This is a genomic window from Clostridium cadaveris (assembly GCF_020911725.1).
In the GTDB taxonomy this organism is placed as follows: domain Bacteria; phylum Bacillota; class Clostridia; order Clostridiales; family Clostridiaceae; genus Clostridium_X; species Clostridium_X cadaveris.
In genome coordinates this window covers 2,874,050-2,892,377 of sequence record NZ_CP076620.1, presented here as the reverse complement: position 1 = coordinate 2,892,377, position 18,328 = coordinate 2,874,050, and the positions used below count along the sequence as shown (strand labels likewise).

General features: G+C 34.2%; 18 protein-coding genes, 28 tRNA genes and 1 riboswitch. Of the genes, 45 read left to right on the top strand and 1 reads right to left on the bottom strand.

What is annotated here, in order from left to right; genetic code table 11:
* The first annotated feature begins 76 nt into the window (after positions 1-76).
* The 45 genes from KQH81_RS13935 to KQH81_RS13715 all read left to right on the top strand — a co-directional run bounded on the left by KQH81_RS13935 (position 77) and on the right by KQH81_RS13715 (position 16,836).
* Positions 77-152, top strand: a tRNA-Pro gene (locus KQH81_RS13935).
* Between the two features lie 19 nt (positions 153-171).
* A tRNA-Gly gene (locus KQH81_RS13930) sits at positions 172-245 on the top strand.
* Between the two features lie 26 nt (positions 246-271).
* Positions 272-348, top strand: a tRNA-Arg gene (locus tag KQH81_RS13925).
* Between the two features lie 4 nt (positions 349-352).
* Positions 353-428: transfer RNA gene (locus KQH81_RS13920), tRNA-His, on the top strand.
* 3 nt (positions 429-431) lie between these two features.
* Positions 432-506, top strand: a tRNA-Gln gene (locus KQH81_RS13915).
* Between the two features lie 4 nt (positions 507-510).
* Positions 511-586: transfer RNA gene (locus KQH81_RS13910), tRNA-Lys, on the top strand.
* A gap of 17 nt (positions 587-603) precedes the next feature.
* Positions 604-687 (top strand) — tRNA-Leu (locus tag KQH81_RS13905).
* A gap of 5 nt (positions 688-692) precedes the next feature.
* Positions 693-767, top strand: a tRNA-Gly gene (locus KQH81_RS13900).
* A 4-nt stretch (positions 768-771) separates the two neighbouring features.
* Positions 772-845: transfer RNA gene (locus KQH81_RS13895), tRNA-Gly, on the top strand.
* A gap of 30 nt (positions 846-875) precedes the next feature.
* Positions 876-952: transfer RNA gene (locus KQH81_RS13890), tRNA-Arg, on the top strand.
* A gap of 4 nt (positions 953-956) precedes the next feature.
* Positions 957-1,032 (top strand) — tRNA-Lys (locus tag KQH81_RS13885).
* A gap of 11 nt (positions 1,033-1,043) precedes the next feature.
* A tRNA-Pro gene (locus tag KQH81_RS13880) sits at positions 1,044-1,119 on the top strand.
* A gap of 19 nt (positions 1,120-1,138) precedes the next feature.
* A tRNA-Gly gene (locus tag KQH81_RS13875) sits at positions 1,139-1,212 on the top strand.
* 30 nt (positions 1,213-1,242) lie between these two features.
* Positions 1,243-1,319, top strand: a tRNA-Arg gene (locus KQH81_RS13870).
* A 4-nt stretch (positions 1,320-1,323) separates the two neighbouring features.
* Positions 1,324-1,399 (top strand) — tRNA-His (locus KQH81_RS13865).
* A 3-nt stretch (positions 1,400-1,402) separates the two neighbouring features.
* Positions 1,403-1,477: transfer RNA gene (locus tag KQH81_RS13860), tRNA-Gln, on the top strand.
* 53 nt (positions 1,478-1,530) lie between these two features.
* Positions 1,531-1,614: transfer RNA gene (locus tag KQH81_RS13855), tRNA-Leu, on the top strand.
* A gap of 16 nt (positions 1,615-1,630) precedes the next feature.
* A tRNA-Arg gene (locus KQH81_RS13850) sits at positions 1,631-1,707 on the top strand.
* Positions 1,708-1,711: 4 nt separating this feature from the next.
* Positions 1,712-1,787: transfer RNA gene (locus KQH81_RS13845), tRNA-Lys, on the top strand.
* 11 nt (positions 1,788-1,798) lie between these two features.
* Positions 1,799-1,874 (top strand) — tRNA-Pro (locus KQH81_RS13840).
* 19 nt (positions 1,875-1,893) lie between these two features.
* Positions 1,894-1,967 (top strand) — tRNA-Gly (locus KQH81_RS13835).
* A 61-nt stretch (positions 1,968-2,028) separates the two neighbouring features.
* Positions 2,029-2,104 (top strand) — tRNA-Lys (locus KQH81_RS13830).
* A gap of 3 nt (positions 2,105-2,107) precedes the next feature.
* Positions 2,108-2,182, top strand: a tRNA-Gln gene (locus KQH81_RS13825).
* Between the two features lie 4 nt (positions 2,183-2,186).
* A tRNA-Lys gene (locus KQH81_RS13820) sits at positions 2,187-2,262 on the top strand.
* 17 nt (positions 2,263-2,279) lie between these two features.
* A tRNA-Leu gene (locus KQH81_RS13815) sits at positions 2,280-2,363 on the top strand.
* 5 nt (positions 2,364-2,368) lie between these two features.
* A tRNA-Gly gene (locus tag KQH81_RS13810) sits at positions 2,369-2,443 on the top strand.
* Between the two features lie 4 nt (positions 2,444-2,447).
* Positions 2,448-2,521 (top strand) — tRNA-Gly (locus tag KQH81_RS13805).
* 46 nt (positions 2,522-2,567) lie between these two features.
* Positions 2,568-2,643, top strand: a tRNA-Arg gene (locus KQH81_RS13800).
* 135 nt (positions 2,644-2,778) lie between these two features.
* Positions 2,779-3,081 carry a hypothetical protein gene (locus KQH81_RS13795; protein WP_035771285.1) on the top strand — a complete coding sequence of 101 codons (303 nt, stop codon included), beginning with the start codon at positions 2,779-2,781 and terminating at the stop codon, positions 3,079-3,081.
* Positions 3,082-3,104: 23 nt separating this feature from the next.
* Positions 3,105-3,755 carry an isochorismatase family cysteine hydrolase gene (locus KQH81_RS13790; protein WP_027639853.1) on the top strand — a complete coding sequence of 217 codons (651 nt, stop codon included), beginning with the start codon at positions 3,105-3,107 and terminating at the stop codon, positions 3,753-3,755.
* Between the two features lie 100 nt (positions 3,756-3,855).
* A riboswitch (cobalamin riboswitch) is annotated at positions 3,856-4,057 on the top strand.
* 146 nt (positions 4,058-4,203) lie between these two features.
* A complete protein-coding gene (locus tag KQH81_RS13785) occupies positions 4,204-4,938 on the top strand; it encodes an energy-coupling factor ABC transporter permease (RefSeq protein WP_027639852.1) in 735 nt (244 codons plus the stop codon).
* Positions 4,939-4,959: 21 nt separating this feature from the next.
* Positions 4,960-5,244 carry an energy-coupling factor ABC transporter substrate-binding protein gene (locus KQH81_RS13780; RefSeq protein ID WP_027639851.1) on the top strand — a complete coding sequence of 95 codons (285 nt, stop codon included), beginning with the start codon at positions 4,960-4,962 and terminating at the stop codon, positions 5,242-5,244.
* Between the two features lies 1 nt (position 5,245).
* The gene (gene cbiQ / locus KQH81_RS13775) at positions 5,246-6,022 is read left to right on the top strand and encodes a cobalt ECF transporter T component CbiQ (RefSeq protein ID WP_230028418.1); all 777 of its coding nucleotides are present in this window, start codon (positions 5,246-5,248) and stop codon (positions 6,020-6,022) included.
* Positions 6,023-6,048: 26 nt separating this feature from the next.
* Positions 6,049-6,906 carry an ATP-binding cassette domain-containing protein gene (locus KQH81_RS13770; RefSeq protein WP_027639849.1) on the top strand — a complete coding sequence of 286 codons (858 nt, stop codon included), beginning with the start codon at positions 6,049-6,051 and terminating at the stop codon, positions 6,904-6,906.
* Positions 6,907-6,951: 45 nt separating this feature from the next.
* Positions 6,952-7,638: a precorrin-2 C(20)-methyltransferase gene (gene cobI, locus KQH81_RS13765; RefSeq protein WP_230028416.1), complete on the top strand. Its 687-nt coding sequence runs from the start codon at positions 6,952-6,954 to the stop codon at positions 7,636-7,638.
* Positions 7,638-8,393: a precorrin-4 C(11)-methyltransferase gene (cobM, locus tag KQH81_RS13760; protein ID WP_027639847.1), complete on the top strand. Its 756-nt coding sequence runs from the start codon at positions 7,638-7,640 to the stop codon at positions 8,391-8,393. Before cobI ends, cobM begins: the two co-directional genes overlap by 1 nt.
* Entirely contained in the window at positions 8,393-9,370 is a 978-nt protein-coding gene (locus KQH81_RS13755) for a cobalamin biosynthesis central domain-containing protein (protein WP_027639846.1), read from the top strand. The genes cobM and KQH81_RS13755 overlap by 1 nt, the downstream gene beginning before the upstream one ends.
* A complete protein-coding gene (hemA, locus tag KQH81_RS13750) occupies positions 9,367-10,566 on the top strand; it encodes a glutamyl-tRNA reductase (RefSeq protein WP_074845326.1) in 1,200 nt (399 codons plus the stop codon). The genes KQH81_RS13755 and hemA overlap by 4 nt, the downstream gene beginning before the upstream one ends.
* Positions 10,563-11,294, top strand: coding sequence for a precorrin-3B C(17)-methyltransferase (cobJ, locus tag KQH81_RS13745; protein WP_027639845.1), 732 nt, complete (start codon positions 10,563-10,565; stop codon positions 11,292-11,294). Before hemA ends, cobJ begins: the two co-directional genes overlap by 4 nt.
* 10 nt (positions 11,295-11,304) lie before the next feature.
* Positions 11,305-11,790, top strand: a complete 486-nt coding sequence (locus tag KQH81_RS13740; protein WP_027639844.1) for a precorrin-2 dehydrogenase/sirohydrochlorin ferrochelatase family protein — start codon at positions 11,305-11,307, stop codon at positions 11,788-11,790.
* 1 nt (position 11,791) lies between these two features.
* Positions 11,792-12,664, top strand: a complete 873-nt coding sequence (gene hemC / locus KQH81_RS13735; RefSeq protein ID WP_027639843.1) for a hydroxymethylbilane synthase — start codon at positions 11,792-11,794, stop codon at positions 12,662-12,664.
* A 5-nt stretch (positions 12,665-12,669) separates the two neighbouring features.
* A complete protein-coding gene (gene cobA / locus KQH81_RS13730; RefSeq protein WP_027639842.1) occupies positions 12,670-14,157 on the top strand; it encodes a uroporphyrinogen-III C-methyltransferase in 1,488 nt (495 codons plus the stop codon).
* A gap of 13 nt (positions 14,158-14,170) precedes the next feature.
* Positions 14,171-15,154 (top strand): porphobilinogen synthase, encoded by a 984-nt coding sequence (hemB, locus tag KQH81_RS13725; RefSeq protein WP_027639841.1) that lies wholly within the window; start codon positions 14,171-14,173, stop codon positions 15,152-15,154.
* Between the two features lie 13 nt (positions 15,155-15,167).
* Complete coding sequence (gene hemL / locus KQH81_RS13720) at positions 15,168-16,466, top strand: glutamate-1-semialdehyde 2,1-aminomutase (protein ID WP_027639840.1); 1,299 nt, start codon at positions 15,168-15,170, stop codon at positions 16,464-16,466.
* A 4-nt stretch (positions 16,467-16,470) separates the two neighbouring features.
* Entirely contained in the window at positions 16,471-16,836 is a 366-nt protein-coding gene (locus tag KQH81_RS13715) for a sirohydrochlorin chelatase (protein WP_027639839.1), read from the top strand.
* 82 nt (positions 16,837-16,918) lie between these two features.
* Here KQH81_RS13715 and KQH81_RS13710 read toward each other — a convergent pair whose 3' ends face one another.
* Positions 16,919-18,241, bottom strand: a complete 1,323-nt coding sequence (locus KQH81_RS13710; RefSeq protein WP_022788069.1) for an IS3 family transposase — start codon at positions 18,239-18,241, stop codon at positions 16,919-16,921.
* Between the last annotated feature and the right edge of the window lie 87 nt (positions 18,242-18,328).

Sequence of the window (18,328 nt, the reverse complement as noted above, 5' to 3'; positions counted from 1 at the left end):
ATAAAAAGTATTGACGTATCAATTTATATCGTGTAGAATAATCTATGTCGTCAGGACGACGGCACTGATTATGAATCGGGGTGTAGCGCAGATGGGAGCGCGCGTGCTTTGGGAGCATGAGGTCGCAGGTTCAAGCCCTGTCACCCCGACCATTTTAAAAATAAATAATATGCGGGTGTAGCTCAATGGTAGAGCCCTAGCCTTCCAAGCTAGTTACGTGAGTTCGATTCTCATCACCCGCTCCATGAAAGCTTTTAGCTTTTAATGATATGCGTCTTTAGCTCAGCTGGATAGAGCAACGCCCTTCTAAGGCGTGGGCCAGGAGTTCGAATCTCTTAAGACGCACCATGTGGTGGACGTAGTTCAGTTGGTAGAGCACCAGATTGTGGCTCTGGGTGTCGTGGGTTCGAATCCCATCGTTCACCCCACATTGGGATATCGCCAAGCGGTAAGGCAACGGACTTTGACTCCGTCATTCGTAGGTTCAAATCCTGCTATCCCAGCCAAGTTGGTTCACTAGCTCAGTCGGTAGAGCACATGACTTTTAATCATGGTGTCCGGGGTTCGATTCCCCGGTGAGCCACCAATTTAATAAAAAGGTATGCAGATGTGGCGGAATTGGCAGACGCACTAGACTTAGGATCTAGCGCCTACGGCGTGGGGGTTCGACTCCCTTCATCTGCACCAATTAAGCGGGAGTGGCTCAGTGGTAGAGCGTCACCTTGCCAAGGTGAACGTCGCGAGTTCGAATCTCGTCTTCCGCTCCAATATGCGGGTGTAGCTCAATGGTAGAGCCCTAGCCTTCCAAGCTAGTTACGTGAGTTCGATTCTCATCACCCGCTCCATAAAAGCTTTTGGCTTTTAAATACATATAAGCGTCTTTAGCTCAGCTGGATAGAGCAACGCCCTTCTAAGGCGTGGGCCAGGAGTTCGAATCTCTTAAGACGCACCATAATGCAGCATTAGCTCAGTTGGTAGAGCACCTGACTCTTAATCAGGGTGCCCAGGGTTCGAGTCCCTGATGCTGCACCAAAAAGTTACATCGGGGTGTAGCGCAGATGGGAGCGCGCGTGCTTTGGGAGCATGAGGTCGCAGGTTCAAGCCCTGTCACCCCGACCACTTTAAAAACAAATAATATGCGGGTGTAGCTCAATGGTAGAGCCCTAGCCTTCCAAGCTAGTTACGTGAGTTCGATTCTCATCACCCGCTCCATAAAAGCTTTTGGCTTTTAAATACATATAAGCGTCTTTAGCTCAGCTGGATAGAGCAACGCCCTTCTAAGGCGTGGGCCAGGAGTTCGAATCTCTTAAGACGCACCATGTGGTGGACGTAGTTCAGTTGGTAGAGCACCAGATTGTGGCTCTGGGTGTCGTGGGTTCGAATCCCATCGTTCACCCCATACTGGGATATCGCCAAGCGGTAAGGCAACGGACTTTGACTCCGTCATTCGCAGGTTCAAATCCTGCTATCCCAGCCAATTTTTAAAATTGACTTATGGGATGTAAATCAATAAATGTTTAAAATTAGCATGCAGATGTGGCGGAATTGGCAGACGCACTAGACTTAGGATCTAGCGCCTACGGCGTGGGGGTTCGACTCCCTTCATCTGCACCATTAATTTAATAAATAAGCGTCTTTAGCTCAGCTGGATAGAGCAACGCCCTTCTAAGGCGTGGGCCAGGAGTTCGAATCTCTTAAGACGCACCATAATGCAGCATTAGCTCAGTTGGTAGAGCACCTGACTCTTAATCAGGGTGCCCAGGGTTCGAGTCCCTGATGCTGCACCAAAAAGTTACATCGGGGTGTAGCGCAGATGGGAGCGCGCGTGCTTTGGGAGCATGAGGTCGCAGGTTCAAGCCCTGTCACCCCGACCACTTTAAAAACAAATAATATGCGGGTGTAGCTCAATGGTAGAGCCCTAGCCTTCCAAGCTAGTTACGTGAGTTCGATTCTCATCACCCGCTCCAATAAATCTTGACGCTTATATGAGTGGTATGATATCATGAAATAGTTGAAAGATTGAAAAATGCAGCATTAGCTCAGTTGGTAGAGCACCTGACTCTTAATCAGGGTGCCCAGGGTTCGAGTCCCTGATGCTGCACCAGATTGGGATATCGCCAAGCGGTAAGGCAACGGACTTTGACTCCGTCATTCGTAGGTTCAAATCCTGCTATCCCAGCCAAGTTGGTTCACTAGCTCAGTCGGTAGAGCACATGACTTTTAATCATGGTGTCCGGGGTTCGATTCCCCGGTGAGCCACCAATTTAATAAAAAGGTATGCAGATGTGGCGGAATTGGCAGACGCACTAGACTTAGGATCTAGCGCCTACGGCGTGGGGGTTCGACTCCCTTCATCTGCACCAATTAAGCGGGAGTGGCTCAGTGGTAGAGCGTCACCTTGCCAAGGTGAACGTCGCGAGTTCGAATCTCGTCTTCCGCTCCAATATGCGGGTGTAGCTCAATGGTAGAGCCCTAGCCTTCCAAGCTAGTTACGTGAGTTCGATTCTCATCACCCGCTCCACGAGTAAAGGATAACTTAATAAAAGTTATCCTTTATTTTTATATATGCACCTATAGCTTAAGAGGATAGAGCATTAGACTCCGGATCTAAAGATACAGGTTCGACTCCTGTTAGGTGTGCCAACACAAAAACGTTGTTCTTACAAGAACAACGTTTTTTGTATTAAAATTTTATATTATATATGAAGATATTCAAAGCATAAATACATTTATGGATTCATAGTAATTATTAGTATTTAAGGATAAGGGGGAATATTAATGGAATTGTATAAAGTACTGATTTTAGCTCTTATAGGTGAATCCATTTGGGAAACATTAAAATTAATATGGAATAAAGGGAAAGTTTCTGTTGACAAGATTGGTGCAATATTAATAGGGGTGCTTTTATCAGTTTCAACGGGAACAGATATAATGAATTTGGTAGGAGTACCTATATTTATTCCGTATGTAGGTACGATATTAACGGGTATATTAATTAGTAGAGGATCTAACTTTGTTCATGATATAATAAATAATATGAATGGTATATATATGGAGAGAAAGACAAGAATAAGCAATTAACTAAACTATGGGAGGAATAAATTATGAAACTAATTTTAACAGGAGTACCACAGTTTGATGAGATGAAAAACATCGAAAAAGATAATTTAGAGATTAATGAAGAAAAGAAAACAGCATTATTTATAGTTGATATGAATAATGGATTTGCAAGAAAAGGTGCGTTGAGTAGTAGCAGAGTGGAATCTGTAATACTAAATATAGAAAAGATAACAGAAAAATTTATAAAAAATAATTATCCAGTATATGCTTTTACAGATTGCCATGATGGGAATGCAATAGAATTTAAAGAGTATCCAGTTCACTGTGTAAGAGGTTCTGAGGAAAGTGAATTAGTTGATGAACTAAAAAAGTTTAAGGAACATATAAAGTTGATAGAGAAGAATTCAACTAATGGATTTTTAGAAGATGGAGTTGATGATATAATCGATTCTTTATGTGAAAGTGGATATGAAGAATTTGTTATAGTTGGATGTTGTACAGATATATGTGTATGCAATTTTGCAATGACTCTAAAATGTTACTTGAATAAGGAAAACAAGGATGGTAAGGTAATTGTACCATTAGATGGAGTAGAAACTTTTGATGCACCGTATCATCCAGGAGATTTCATGAATATGGTTGCTTTAAAAATAATGGCTCAAAATGGTATAAAGTTGGTGAAGAAAGTAGTTTAAAGATTATTATGAATTTAGAATATAATTAAGCTTACCTAAATTTTATCAAAAAAATACTTTAAAAAAATTGATAAAGTGGTATAATAAGTGTGAAAATTAAATAATGTTGTGATGTATTGGTTATGTTTTAAATATATTAAAAGGGAATTAGGTTGGAGTCCTAAACAGTCCTGCTGCCGTAATAACTGAGAGCGTTTTCATGAGACGATATTGTCTTTTAAGGCCACTGAATTTAGATTTGGGAAGGCGAAAACAAACGATGATGTTTAAGTCGGAAGACCTGCCAATACCATCTATATATTGTAAAATATATAGAATACTATTACTTCACAGTGTATGAAGGGGGTAGTTTATGATGTAAAATACAATGTGTATTATTAATTATCATAATAATGGAAGCCTTTACTTACATAAAGTAAAGGTTTTTTGTGTTTTAAAGGAGAGTTATATGAATAAGAAGAAAAGTACAATATTAAAAGCTATCATTTTATCGGTAATTTTAATGGATTTAATTCCTCAAAAAGCATATGCAATGCATATAGCTGAAGGATATTTACAACCTAAATGGTGTTTATTCTGGGCTATATTGTCACTGCCTTTTGTAATCGTAAGTTTCTTTAAAATTAAGAAGAAGGTATTGATATCTAATAAGCACCTTGTATTGTTTGCTATGAGTGGAGCTTTTGCATTTGTTTTATCAGCTTTAAAGATACCATCAGTTACAGGAAGTAGCTCCCATCCAACAGGAGTAGGTCTTGGAGCAATTTTATTTGGACCAATGCCTATGGTTCTTATAGGACTAATAATTTTATTATTTCAAGCAATATTACTTGCTCATGGTGGAATTTCAACACTTGGAGCCAATACATTTTCCATGGCTATTGCTGGACCATTAGTATCTTATGGAATATTTAAGCTTTTTAAAAAGCTAGGAATAAAAAATACTTATGGGGTGTTTTTTGCAGCCGCTCTTGGAAATTTAGCTACCTATGTAGTTACATCAATACAGCTCTCACTTGCTTTTCCAGGTGAAAACTTTATGGGCTCTATGGTTAAATTTTTATCAATTTTTGCAGTAACTCAAATACCTCTTGCAATATGTGAAGGAATACTTACAGTAATCATTTATAATATACTAGAGAAATATAACAAAAAAGAATTAAAAGAATTAGAAGTATTTTAAGTTGGATAAGGGGGAGAAGTAATGAAATTATATAAAAAGAATCTACTTTTAATAATACTAGCAATATTTATAGCAGCAGCTCCACTTGCAGTGCTTAAGAATGCTGAATTTGAGGGAGCAGATGGACTTGCAATGGATGCTATCGGAGAAATTGTACCTGATTATGAACCATGGATGAACTCACTTTTGATTCCTAAAAGCGGGGAAGTTGAATCTTTATTATTCTCACTTCAAGCTGCTATTGGAGCAGGTGTTGTAGGCTTTGTACTTGGAAGGATGACATCAAAGAAAGCAAAGGTAGAATAAAATGAATTCCATAGACAAATATGCATATAAATCTAAAATTTGTGATATTGATCCTAAAAGTAAGATTGTAGTATCAATGGTAACACTTTTAATATGCCTTGTCATGAATTCATTATGGGTTGGAGCTGCAGCTGTTGTAATAATGGGATATGAATCCATAAGATGCAGCGGCATATCCATTAAAAAATATATAAAGCTTTTAATGATACCAACTGTGTTTCTTTTAATAGGAACAATCACTATAATCGTGAATAAACACGATATAACTCAGCAACTTTTGGTAGGAATCAAAATTGGAGAATACAACTATGGAGTGAATATAAATTCACTCCAATATGGTTTTACTCTTATTTTTAAAGCTTTAGGTGCGGTAAGTTCAATGTATTTTTTAACATTAAACACACCTATGATAGATTTATTTGAATTTTTCAGAGGAACTCATCTTCCAAATTTAATAATATCATTGATGGAACTTATATATAGGTTTATATTTATTATTAGTGAGGAAACTGAAAATATGAAAATAGCCCAGGACTCAAGATTAGGCAATTTAACGTTCAAATCTTCTATTAGGTCAACTGCTGAGATGATAAGTATGATCTTTTTAAGATCCTATAGGAGGGCGGATAGAATATATACTGCATTAGAGTCTAGAGGATATGAAGATAATGTGCAATTCATGAAAGAAAACTATAAGTCAGGCAAAAAAATATACATAACAGGGATTAGCATTAATATTTTTATAATAGCTGTAGGTATTATAGAAAAAATAATTTAATCAAAAAGAGAAAAGAGGATATAGCATTGAATGTGATAGAAACCAAGGAATTATGCTATTCATATGATGGTGAAGAATCTGCTTTGGACAAAGTTAGTGTGAAGATTCCAAAAGGCAAAATAACTGCTATTATGGGAGGAAATGGTGCTGGAAAGTCCACATTTTTTCTCAATTTGAATGGTGTCTTAACTCCTGACGCAGGGCAAATTATATTTAATGGGAAAGTTATAATTCATAACAAAAAAAATATAAAAGAGCTTAGGAAAAGTGTAGGCATTGTTTTTCAAGACCCTAATGATCAGCTTTTTTCTTCAAGTGTAAGAAAAGACATTTCTTTTGGAGCTGTAAACCTTGGACTTTCTGAAGATGAAATTTCAAGGCGAGTGGATGATGCTATTGAGAGAGTTGGGATTAAGGATCTCGAGAGACGACCTATCCATGCTTTAAGTTATGGTCAGAAGAAAAGAGTAGCTATAGCTGGAGTACTTGTCATGGAACCAGAAGTTATTATATTAGATGAGCCTACAGCAGGATTAGATCCTATAGGAGTAAATGAACTCATGAAAATTCTTATTGAGATTAAAGAAACTATGGGAATATCTATTATAATTGCAACTCATGATATGGATATTGTTCCTCTTTATTGTGATTATGGCTTCGTATTTCATAGGGGTAAAGTTATAATGGAAGGAACGCCTAAAGACATATTTTCTAATCCTGAAATATTAAGAGAAAATTCTTTAAGACTTCCTAGGATTGCTCATCTTATGGAAATTTTAAAAGATAAAGATAATCTTAATATAGATAACAATGCATCTACTATATCTATGGCAAGAGCCAGCATAAAAAAGATGGTGAAATCTATAGAAGAAAAAAATATATAAATAATATAGTTATACTAAATAATTAAAATAGGATGGTAAAAGTTAATGAGTGGAATTTTATATGGAGTAGGGGTTGGCCCCGGAGATAAAAAATTTTTAACCCTTGATGCAGTAGAAAAGTTAAAGAACGCAGATATAATTGCAGTGCCCGATACTGGTAGTGAAAAAACTGCAATGAATATAGTTTCGGAATTTATTCAGGGAAAAGAGATTTTATACTGTAATATGCCTATGACAAGAGATGAGGCAAAGCTTAAAGAAGGACATGAAAGCAGTGCAGATTCAATAATACATAAATTAGATGAAGGGTTGAATGTTGCATTTATAACCTTAGGAGACCCTACAGTATATTCAACTTATATGTATGTTCACAGAATAGTTGTAGCGAGAGGATATAAAGCCGAAATAATTTCTGGCATACCATCATTTTGTGCAGCAGCAGCGTCACTTAATATATCACTTTGTGACAAATCGGAACATCTTCATATAATTCCAGCATCTTATGAGGGTACAGAAGAACTTCTAAATATAAAGGGAAACAAAGTACTTATGAAGAGTGGAAAAAGCCTTTCTAAGGTGAAGGCTACATTAAAAAATATGGGATATGGCAGCTCATGTAAAATGGTAGAATGTTGCAGTATGAAAAATGAGAAAACTTATGAATCATTAAATGATATTCCAGAAGAATCAAGTTATTTTTCAATAATAATTGTTAAAGGAGATAGGAAGTAATGGTATATTTTATAGGAGCTGGTCCAGGAGCAGTTGATTTGATAACAGTAAGAGGGAAAAATATTTTAGAAAAAGCAGATATAGTTATTTACGCAGGTTCACTTGTAAATCCAATGTTATTGGAATATACAAAAAAAGATTGTGAAATACATAATAGTGCTTCAATGACTCTTGAGCAGGTAATAGACGTGATGGAAAAAGGTGAAGCTGAAAATAAGCTTATAGTAAGGTTACATACAGGAGATCCAAGTATATACGGAGCTATAAGAGAACAAATGGATATACTTGTAGAGAAAGGAATTGAATTTACAGTAGTTCCAGGAGTAAGTTCATTTTCAGGTGCAGCAGCTGCACTTAAAGCGGAATATACACTTCCAAATGTAAGTCAGACAGTTATATTAACTCGTATGGAAGGAAGAACTCCGGTACCAGAAAAAGAGGAAATATCAAAATTAGCTTCTCATCAAGCTTCAATGGCATTGTTTTTAAGTAGTGGAATGTTAGAAGAACTTTCAAGGAGACTTGTAAAGGGAGGCTATAGTGAAGATACTCCAGCTGCTATAGTATACAAAGCCACATGGCCTGATGAAAAAGTTATAAGAACTACAATTAAAAATCTTAGTGAAGATGCTAAGAAAAATGATATAAGCAAAACAGCATTAATATTAGTAGGTGGTTTCCTAGGAAATAATTATGAACGTTCTAAACTTTATGACCCAAGTTTCACTCATGAATTTAGAGAGGCAGAGAAATAATGAAAATAAATCTTATCTCATTTACGCAAAATGGATCAAAGGTTTCGAATGAACTTATAGATTTATTTGAAAATAAAGATTATGACATCTATGCAGTAGGAAAATATCCTTTTGGAAAGATAAAAGCTTTAAATAAAAGCGTTTATGAATTTTGTAAGGATTCTTTTGAAACTAAAGCAGATGCTATAATAATTATTGGAGCTTTAGGTATTGCTGTAAGAGCTATAGCTGGTAACTTAAAAAATAAGGGATGCGACCCTGCAGTCATAGTAATTGATGATAAAAAGAACTTTGTTATTCCTGTGATTTCTGGTCATATAGGAGGAGCCAATGCTTTAAGCATGATTATTGCGGAAAGCATTGGTGCAATACCTGTGATAACAACAGCTACTGATGTGAATAAAAAATTTGCAATTGATTCATGGGCGGTAGAAAATGGATGTAGTATTGCAGATATATCGAAAATAAAGTATGTATCTTCAGCTATTTTAAGAGGAGAAGATGTAGGATTAATATGTGATTTTCCTATAGAAGGGAAACTGCCACAAGGATTAAAACTGGGAAATATGTATAAGGTAGGCATATGTATCAGTACTTGTGATAAAAAAATATCTTTCAAAAATACATTGAATTTAATACCAAAAGAATATGTTATAGATATACAGTTTAAAGAAAATATACCTTATGATGATTTTAAGGATACAATAGATAGAATTTTAGATGATGAAAAAATTTCGCCACTTCAAATAATAGCTGTATCTTCCGAAGGGTTAAAATGTGAAAACATACATAAGTACTGTATTGAGAAAAAAATAGAATTAACTAATAATAAAGCAAATGAAATCTTAAGATATGAAAATATTAATGAAGCTTACAAATATAGAGAAAATGGCAATAAAAAAATTTTTATAAAAGAATGTATATGTGATAATATTAAAATAGCTATTTCAAAAATAAACTGGAGGTGTATATTTTGAATATAGTTATGGTTTCTGTTGATTATAAATCAGCAAAAATTGAAGGAAGAGAAAAGTTTAGTTTTACTACAAATAAGGTAAGAGAAGCTGTAAGAAATATAAAGGCAACTCCACTAGTAAGAGGAGCTGTGCTAATATCTACATGTAATAGAACAGAGCTATATCTTTCATGTGAAGAAGAATGTGAAATAAATCCAGTAGAGTTATTATGTAGAGAAGCAAATGTAAACCATATGGATATGCCGGATATTTTCAATATAAAATATAATGAGGATGCTATTAATCATGTTATGGAAGTTGCTTGTGGGCTTAGATCTATGATTTTATGTGAAGATCAAATAATAACCCAGGTTAAAACTGCTGCTCAGATAGCTAGAGAAGAAAAAGCAACAGACTCCATATTGGAAACATTGTTTAGGTTAGCAGCTACTTGTGGGAAAAAAGCTAAAACTAAAGTTAAGGTTAGAGCAGTACCGACATCAGTAGCTGATCAAGCAATTTGCATGCTTGAAGATAAATATGGAATTAAAAATAAAAAGATTTTAGTTATAGGAAATGGTGAGATGGGAAGAATATGTTCTTCCAAATTAGTTGAAAAGGGAGCGGACGTAACAGTTACTCTTAGAACATATAAGTATGGAGTAAATATAGTTCCATTTGGATGTAAAACTATACCATATGATGAAAGAGAAAAGATTATACCAAATATGAATATGATTATAAGTGCCACAGCAAGTCCACACTATACTATTACTAAAGACATGCTTAAAATAATCAATAACGATTTGATACTTGTAGATTTAGCTGTGCCACGTGACATAGATTCTGAAATTGAAGGGAAAGATTTTATAACATGCTACAATATTGATAGTTTAGCTAAAGGCGAAGAATTAAATAATGTTGAAGCTATAAAAAAGATAAGAGAAATAATTCAAGAAGAAGAAGAACAATTTTTTAAGTGGTATAATATTCACTTATGTCAAAGTCAAATAAATGGAATTAAAAATGTAATAACAAAGAGAGTAAGCGGAGGACTAGATATAGATTATGAAGATGACTTATCTTTTGAGATATTAGAAAAAGCTGTTCATAAGACAATAGATATATGCCTTAGATCTATAAAGGACGAGCTTACGCCAGAATTTCTTGAAAATATGAAGTATCAAATGACTAAAAAGCAGGGGGATAAGAGATGAAATTATATGTAGTAGGATTAGGTCCTGGAGAACAATCACAGATGACAGTAAAGGCTTTAGAAGCTATAAAAAACAGTGATACCATAGTAGGATATGGTGTGTATGTAGATTTAATAAAAGATATAGTAGAAGGAAAAGAAATAATAACTACACCTATGAAAAAGGAAGTTGACAGATGCCATATGGCAGTTAAGGCAGCAATAAGTGGAAAGAATGTATCAATGGTTTCTAGCGGAGATGCAGGAATTTATGGTATGGCAGGACTTGTTATAGAAGTATTATCCGAATATGAAAATCACAATGTTGAAGTTGAAGTAATACCAGGAATAACAGCAGCATCATCAGCATCTTCAGTTCTTGGAGCACCTTTAACTCATGACTTTGCTGTTATATCATTAAGTGATCTTTTAACTCCATGGGAGCATATTGAAAAAAGATTATCTTTAGCATCAGAAGCTGGTTTTGTAATTTGTCTTTATAATCCTTCAAGTAAGAAAAGAGCTGATTATTTAAATAAGGCTTGTGAAATAGTCATGAAAAACTTGCCTAAGGATACTCCTTGCGGATTTGTAAAGAATATAGCTAGAGAAGGTCAAGAGTCTGTTATACTAACTCTTGAAGAACTTAAAGATGCAAAGGTTGATATGTTTACTACAGTAGTTATAGGAAATAGAACTACAAAAATTGTAGATGGAAAGCTTGTAACTCCAAGAGGATACAATATTTAAAATAAGGTAGATGATTTTAGTTATGAACAATGATTCTAAGTTTTTTCCGTTATTTATAGATATAAAAAATAAAAAAATTTTAGTTGTAGGCGGAGGAACTATAGCAACTAGGAGAGTAAAAACTCTTTTGAACTTTGGAGCCTCAATAGAAGTAGTATCACCTCATGTAACAGAGGAATTAAGGGAATTAGAAAATAAAAAATATATAAGAGTAGAATATAGAAAATTTATTTCAAAGGATATAGATGGATGTATCTTAGTTGTTGCAGCTACAAATGATAGAGAAACTAATCACTTAATAGGGGAAGAAGCAAAAAAGCAAAGTATATTTACTAGCGTAGCTGACTGTAAAGAGGAGAGCACTTTTTATTTCCCAGCTATATTTGAAGATGAAAGAATTATAGGCGGTTTAGTATCAAAAGGTGGTAATGACCATAAAAGGGTTAGAAAAACTGCTGAAGAATTAAGAGCTTTTTTAAACAAGGAGGAGATATAGGGTGAAAAGAAAAATTAAGGTTGGTACGAGAGATAGTAAGCTTGCTATGATTCAAACTCAGATGGTTATAGACTCTATAATTGAAAATAATCCAGATATAGAGATTGAAATAGTATCTTTAAAAACCACAGGAGATAAGATTCTTGATAGAGCTTTAGATAAAATTGGCGGAAAAGGTCTGTTTGTTAAAGAATTAGATGAAGCACTTTTATCAGGAGAAGTTGATTTTACAGTTCACAGCTTTAAGGACATGCCAATGGAGATAAATGAAAATCTTCCTATAGTAGCTTTGTCTGAAAGAGCTGATTTTAGAGATGTATATATACTACCAAAAGGACATAGCAATACAGAGGCACCTATAGGATGTGGAAGTAAGAGAAGAATTGTTCAACTAAAAAGTATATTTAAGGATAAAGAAATAGCCCCAATCAGAGGTAATGTTATAACAAGACTTGAGAAACTTGATAGGGGTGAGTATTCTGCCATAGTACTTGCTGCAGCGGGAATAAAAAGATTAGGTCTTGATGAAAGAATAAATAGGTATTTTGAAACAGAAGAAATACTACCTTCAGCTTGTCAAGGAATCATTGCAGTGCAGGGAAGAAAGGGAGAAAATTACGATTATCTAAAATATTTTAATTCACCAGAATCTCAAATAATAGCAGCAGCAGAGCGTAGTTTCGTAAAAGAACTAGATGGAGGATGTAGCGCTCCAATAGCTGCATTTGCTACTGTTGAGGAAAATAAAGTGAAACTTAAAGGTATGTACTATAATGAAGAAACTGAGAAGCTTGTAAAAGAAGAGATCATCGGTGATATAAGTGAAGCGGAAAATATGGGAATAGAATTAGCAAAAAAGGTAAAGATGAGGTGAACATATTGAAAAAAGGGTTTGTGGCGTTAGTAGGAGCAGGTCCTGGAAATAAAGGCCTTTTAACTTTAAGAGGTGCGGAACTATTAAGCAAGGCAGAAGTTGTAGTTTACGATAGATTAGTATCTAATGATATTTTGAACATGATTCCAGATAGCGCTGAAAGAATTAATGTAGGAAAACAAAGCAGTCATCATCTTGTAAAACAGGAAGACATAAATAAAATATTACTAAATGAAGCATTTCAAGGGAAAAATGTAGTAAGACTTAAAGGCGGAGACCCTTTCGTATTTGGAAGAGGTGGAGAAGAATTAGAGCTACTTGCAGAAAATAACGTTGACTTTGAAGTGGTTCCAGGTATAACTTCAGCAATCTCCGCCCTTACTTATGCTGGGATACCAATAACTCATAGAGATTTTTGTTCTTCTCTTCATATAATAACAGGTCATGCTAGAGAAGGTGGAAAACTTAACATACCATTCAAAGAAATATCAAAATTAAATGGTACATTAGTGTTTCTAATGGGAGTGTCATCAATGCCGTTTTTAATGGAAGGACTGTTAAATGCAGGAATGAATCCTGATACAAAAGCAGCTATAGTTGAGAATGGAACTAGATACAACCAACGTAAAGTGATAGCTACAATTTCTACATTAGTGGAGAAGGCTAACCAGTATAAAATTAAATCACCTGCAATAATTGCTGTAGGCAACGTATGTTCATTATCAAATGAATTTGACTGGTTTATGAAAAAGCCTTTATTTGGAGAGAATGTAGTTGTTACTAGACCTAAAAACTCTATTGGAACTTTATCAGATAGGCTTAGAGAATTAGGAGCAGAAGTGATAGAATATCCTTGTATAGATACTATAGAATTGGATATAGATATCCCAGAAATAGATAAATTTGATGTTATAACTTTTTCTAGTAAAACAGCAGTGGAAATATTTTTCAAGAAGTTATTTGCAAAGGGTAAAGACGCTAGATATTTAAATAAAGTTAAAATTGGAGCTGTTGGTACTCAAACGGCAGAAGAACTTAAAAAGTATGCCATAATTGCAGATTTTATACCAAGTATTTTTGATGGGGCTCATCTTGGAAAACTTATATCAGAAAGTATAGAAAAGAATGAGAAAGTATTGATTTTAAATGCATTAAAAACTAGTGGCGATTTAGAAAAGTCTTTTGAAGAGTCTGAAATATCATTTGAAAGAATAGCTCTTTATGAGACAATTTATAAAAATGATCAAAGCGAAGAATTAAAAAATAAAATAGAGAGTAATTTAGTTAATTGGGTATTATTCACAAGTGCTTCTACAGTCAATGGATTTGTAAAATCAATGGATAATTTAAATAAAAACAATATAAAGGCCTTATGTATAGGAGAGCAGACATTAAAAGCAGCTAAAGAATTTGGTTTTGATTGTGAAGTTTCCGATAAAGCATCTATAGACTCTATGATAGATAAGCTAGTAAAATGTACAAAAAGGAGATAATAATATGAATTTTATGAATGATAATATAAGACCAAGAAGACTTAGAAAAAGTGAAACTTTAAGAGATATGGTAAGAGAAGTTAGACTTTCTCCAAAGTCATTAATTTATCCTTTATTTTTGAAAGAGGGAAATAATATAAAATCAGAGATTTCATCTCTTCCAAACAACTTTCACTATAGCCCAGATAGAGTTGGAGAAGCTGTAGAGGAAGCATTAAAAAATGATGTACGTTCAATTTTATTATTTGGACTTCCAGATCATAAAGATGAGGTAGGTTCACAGGCATATGACGAAAATGGAATAATACAACAAGGAATAAGAAAAATTAAAGATGAGTATCCTGAAATGCAGATAATAACAGATGTATGCATGTGTGAATACACATCACATGGTCATTGTGGAATTTTACACAATCATGATGTTGATAATGATAAAACTCTAGATTATATAGCTAGAATAGCTCTTTCGCATGTGCAAGCTGGAGCAGATATGGTAGCACCATCTGATATGATGGATGGAAGAATTGATGCTATAAGAAGAGTATTAGATGAGAATGGATATAATGATACTGCTATAATGTCATATGCAGTAAAATATGCATCGGCATTTTATGGGCCATTTAGAGATGCTGCTGGATCAGCACCTTCATTTGGAAATAGAAAGTCATATCAAATGGACTATCACAACAAGAGAGAAGCACTTAAAGAAGCTCTTTTAGATGTAAGTGAAGGAGCAGATATATTGATGGTTAAACCTGCTCTTTCATATTTAGATGTTATTAAAGAGGTTAAAGAAAATACAAATCTTCCTTTAGCTGCTTATAGTGTAAGTGGAGAGTATGCAATGATTAAAGCAGCAGCAGCTCAAGGACTTATAGATGAGTATGGTGTTATGTGTGAAAGTACTGTTGGGATATACAGAGCAGGAGCAGACATATTGATAAGTTATTTTGCAAAGGAAATCGCTCAAGCAATAAAAAAAGGTGATATAGGTTAAAGGAGATAGTGATATGATAAACAAGACAAGTAGCGATCTTTTTAAAAGAGCCAAAGAAGTTATGCCAGGAGGAGTAAATAGTCCAGTAAGAGCATTTAGAGCAGTAGGGTCAGATCCTCTTTTCATAAAGAAAGCAAATGGGTCAAAAATTTATGATGCTGATGGTCATGAATATATAGACTATATATGTTCATGGGGACCTATGATATTAGGTCATAATCATCCTATAATACTAGATGCTGTAGCTAAAGCTATTCAAAATGGATTAAGCTATGGTGCACCTACTGAAAATGAAGTTTTAATTGGGGAATTAATCAGAAAGATGGTTCCTAATGTTGAGATGATAAGAATGGTAAATAGCGGTACAGAAGCTGTTATGAGTGCTATTCGTGTTGCTAGAGGATTCACAGGAAGAAATAAAATAATAAAATTTGAAGGATGTTATCATGGACATAGTGATAGTATGCTTGTAAAAGCTGGTTCTGGTCTTTTGACAGAAGGTACTCCAGATAGCTTAGGAGTTCCTAAGAATGCAACTCAAGATACTTTAACTGCAGAATATAATAATATAGAATCAGTAAGAAAATTCTTTGAAAACAATAAAGATGAAATTGCTGCTGTTATAGTAGAACCTGTTGCAGCTAATATGGGAGTAGTTCCTCCTAAGAAGGAATTCTTAGAGGGATTAAGAGCTATATGTACAGAAAATAAAACTATTTTAATTTTTGATGAGGTTATAACTGGATTCCGTTTAGCTAGAGGTGGGGCTCAAGAGTATTTTGGAATAGAAGCAGACCTTGTAACTTATGGTAAGATTATAGGTGGAGGAATGCCTGTTGGAGCTTATGGCGGAAGACGTGAAATCATGGAATACGTATCACCTTTAGGAGGCGTTTATCAAGCAGGAACGCTATCAGGAAACCCAGTTGCAATGGCAGCAGGATTAGCGCAGTTAACTATGCTATATGAAAATCCTGAAATATATGAAAAAATAAATAAAACTACTGAAAAATTGGCAGAAGGCTTTAGAACCATAGCAGCAAAATATAATGCACCTATATCAGTAAATGTAGCAGGATCTTTAATGTGTCCTTTCTTTACAGATAAGAAGGTTGAAAATTATAATGATGCAAAAACAAGTGACACTGAAGCATATGCAAAATACTTCAACAGTATAGAAGAAAGAGGAATATATATTGCTCCATCGCAATTTGAAGCTATGTTTATGAGCTATGCTCATAGTGATGAGGATATAGATAAAACATTACAAGCAGCAGAAGAAAGTATTAAAAAAATTTGGGGAGGAAAGTAAAGAGATGAAGGGTATTTTAATTTTAGCACACGGTAGCAGAGAAAAAGAAACAGAGGAAACTTTAAGAAAAATAACAGAAATGACAAGAGCTAAACTTCCTGATACTATCATAGAGACGGCATATCTTCAATTTTCTGATGTTAACTTAGAAAAAGGAATTGATAAGCTTATAGAACAAAATGTTACAGATATAAGAGTAGTTCCATACTTTTTATTTTCAGGAGTTCATATAAGAGAAGATATTCCAAAAGAAATAGAAGAGTATATAGCTGATAAACCAGGAATAAAAATATCTATGGGAAATACTCTTGGAGAGGACCCAAGACTTGCAGACGTTTTAGCAGATAGAATAAAAGAAGTTCTTCTATAAAAGTTTAGGATATACTTAAAAATAAAGAAAGATATGGTGATTATAAAGTGGAACCTATGTCAAGGACACTAAAAAAAGAGAGCTAGGCTACTAAAAGCTGATTTCTGTATTGAACAGGAGTCAGCTTTTTTAAATTCCACTGGCAACGATCATTGTTATAGTAGTCGATATAGTCATCAATAATTAACTGTAGTTCAGATAAAGTTGAACAAGATTTATAATCAATTTCATCTTTCATATGACCAAAAAATGATTCTTGAGGAGCATTGTCCCAACAGTTACCACGTCTAGACATAGATTGTCCAAGATTCTTAGATTTTAAAAGTTTTTGAAATATTGGACTTGTATAATGACTACCTTGATCTGAGTGAATAAAAGCATCTTTTGCTAATTTGACATTGGAGTTGGCCATTAGTTTAAGTATTGTATTCGTGGCGATATCTAAGGTTATTCTATTAGATAAATTATATGCTAGGATTTCATTAGTAGAAGCGTCTTTGATGGTCGATAAATAAGCCATATTATTATTTGAATATGGTAGATATGTGATATCTGTAAGCAATACTTTACCAGGTATTTCTTGCTTGAAATTTCTATTGAGTAGATTAGGTACCACGGTATGTTCCTTTGTAGCCTTAGCTATACGCTTATATGGATTAGGTTTCCTAATAGGGCAAACTATATTGTACTTTCTCATTATTCTTTGGATACGCCTTCTGCTATACACAATATTAAATTTATCTTTTAAAATCATTTTGATTGATCTTGATCCTTTTTTATAACCTCTATAATTCAGCGCTTCAAGAATAGTATTTCTAATTAAATTATCCTTGTTTTCGCGATTAGTTCTAATATTTTTACAAGACAGATATCTATAGTAACCAGAGCGTGAAACACCAGCCGTACTGCATAGATGTTTGACTACATTATGATTTTGCAACTTGCTAACAATATATTCTATTAAGGCAAATGCTTGTGCTGCAATTAATTTACCTTTTCTCACCTGCCTTTCGTGCAGCTCTAATTTTTTTAACAATTCTACCTCAGCCTTTAAATATTCAATTTCTGCTTTTTGCTTTTCTATTATTTCATCGCTAGTAATACTACGCTTACGTGGTCGACCACTATTTTTTCGTCTAGTGTCATCTAATCCTAATATTCCATTATCCTTAAATGCTTTTCTCCATCTTGTACCAGCGCATTCAATACGACGAATACCGAGGGTATTTATATCAAATCCAGCTTCTTCAAAAATAACTCTTGAAGTTTTCCCTTTGCTACATTCAGCGATAAAATGTATTTTAAATTCATTAGTATATGTTATTGCTTTTTCACTTACATTGCTCACATATTTATTTCTTGATAGTCTACTAATTTCATCATTTGAAAATCTTATTTTACTCATAGTTAATTCACCTCATAAACTTATTGTACAAAAAAAGAACCTATATAGATAGACTCTCTTTTATTAGTGTCTATCTTATAGGTTCCA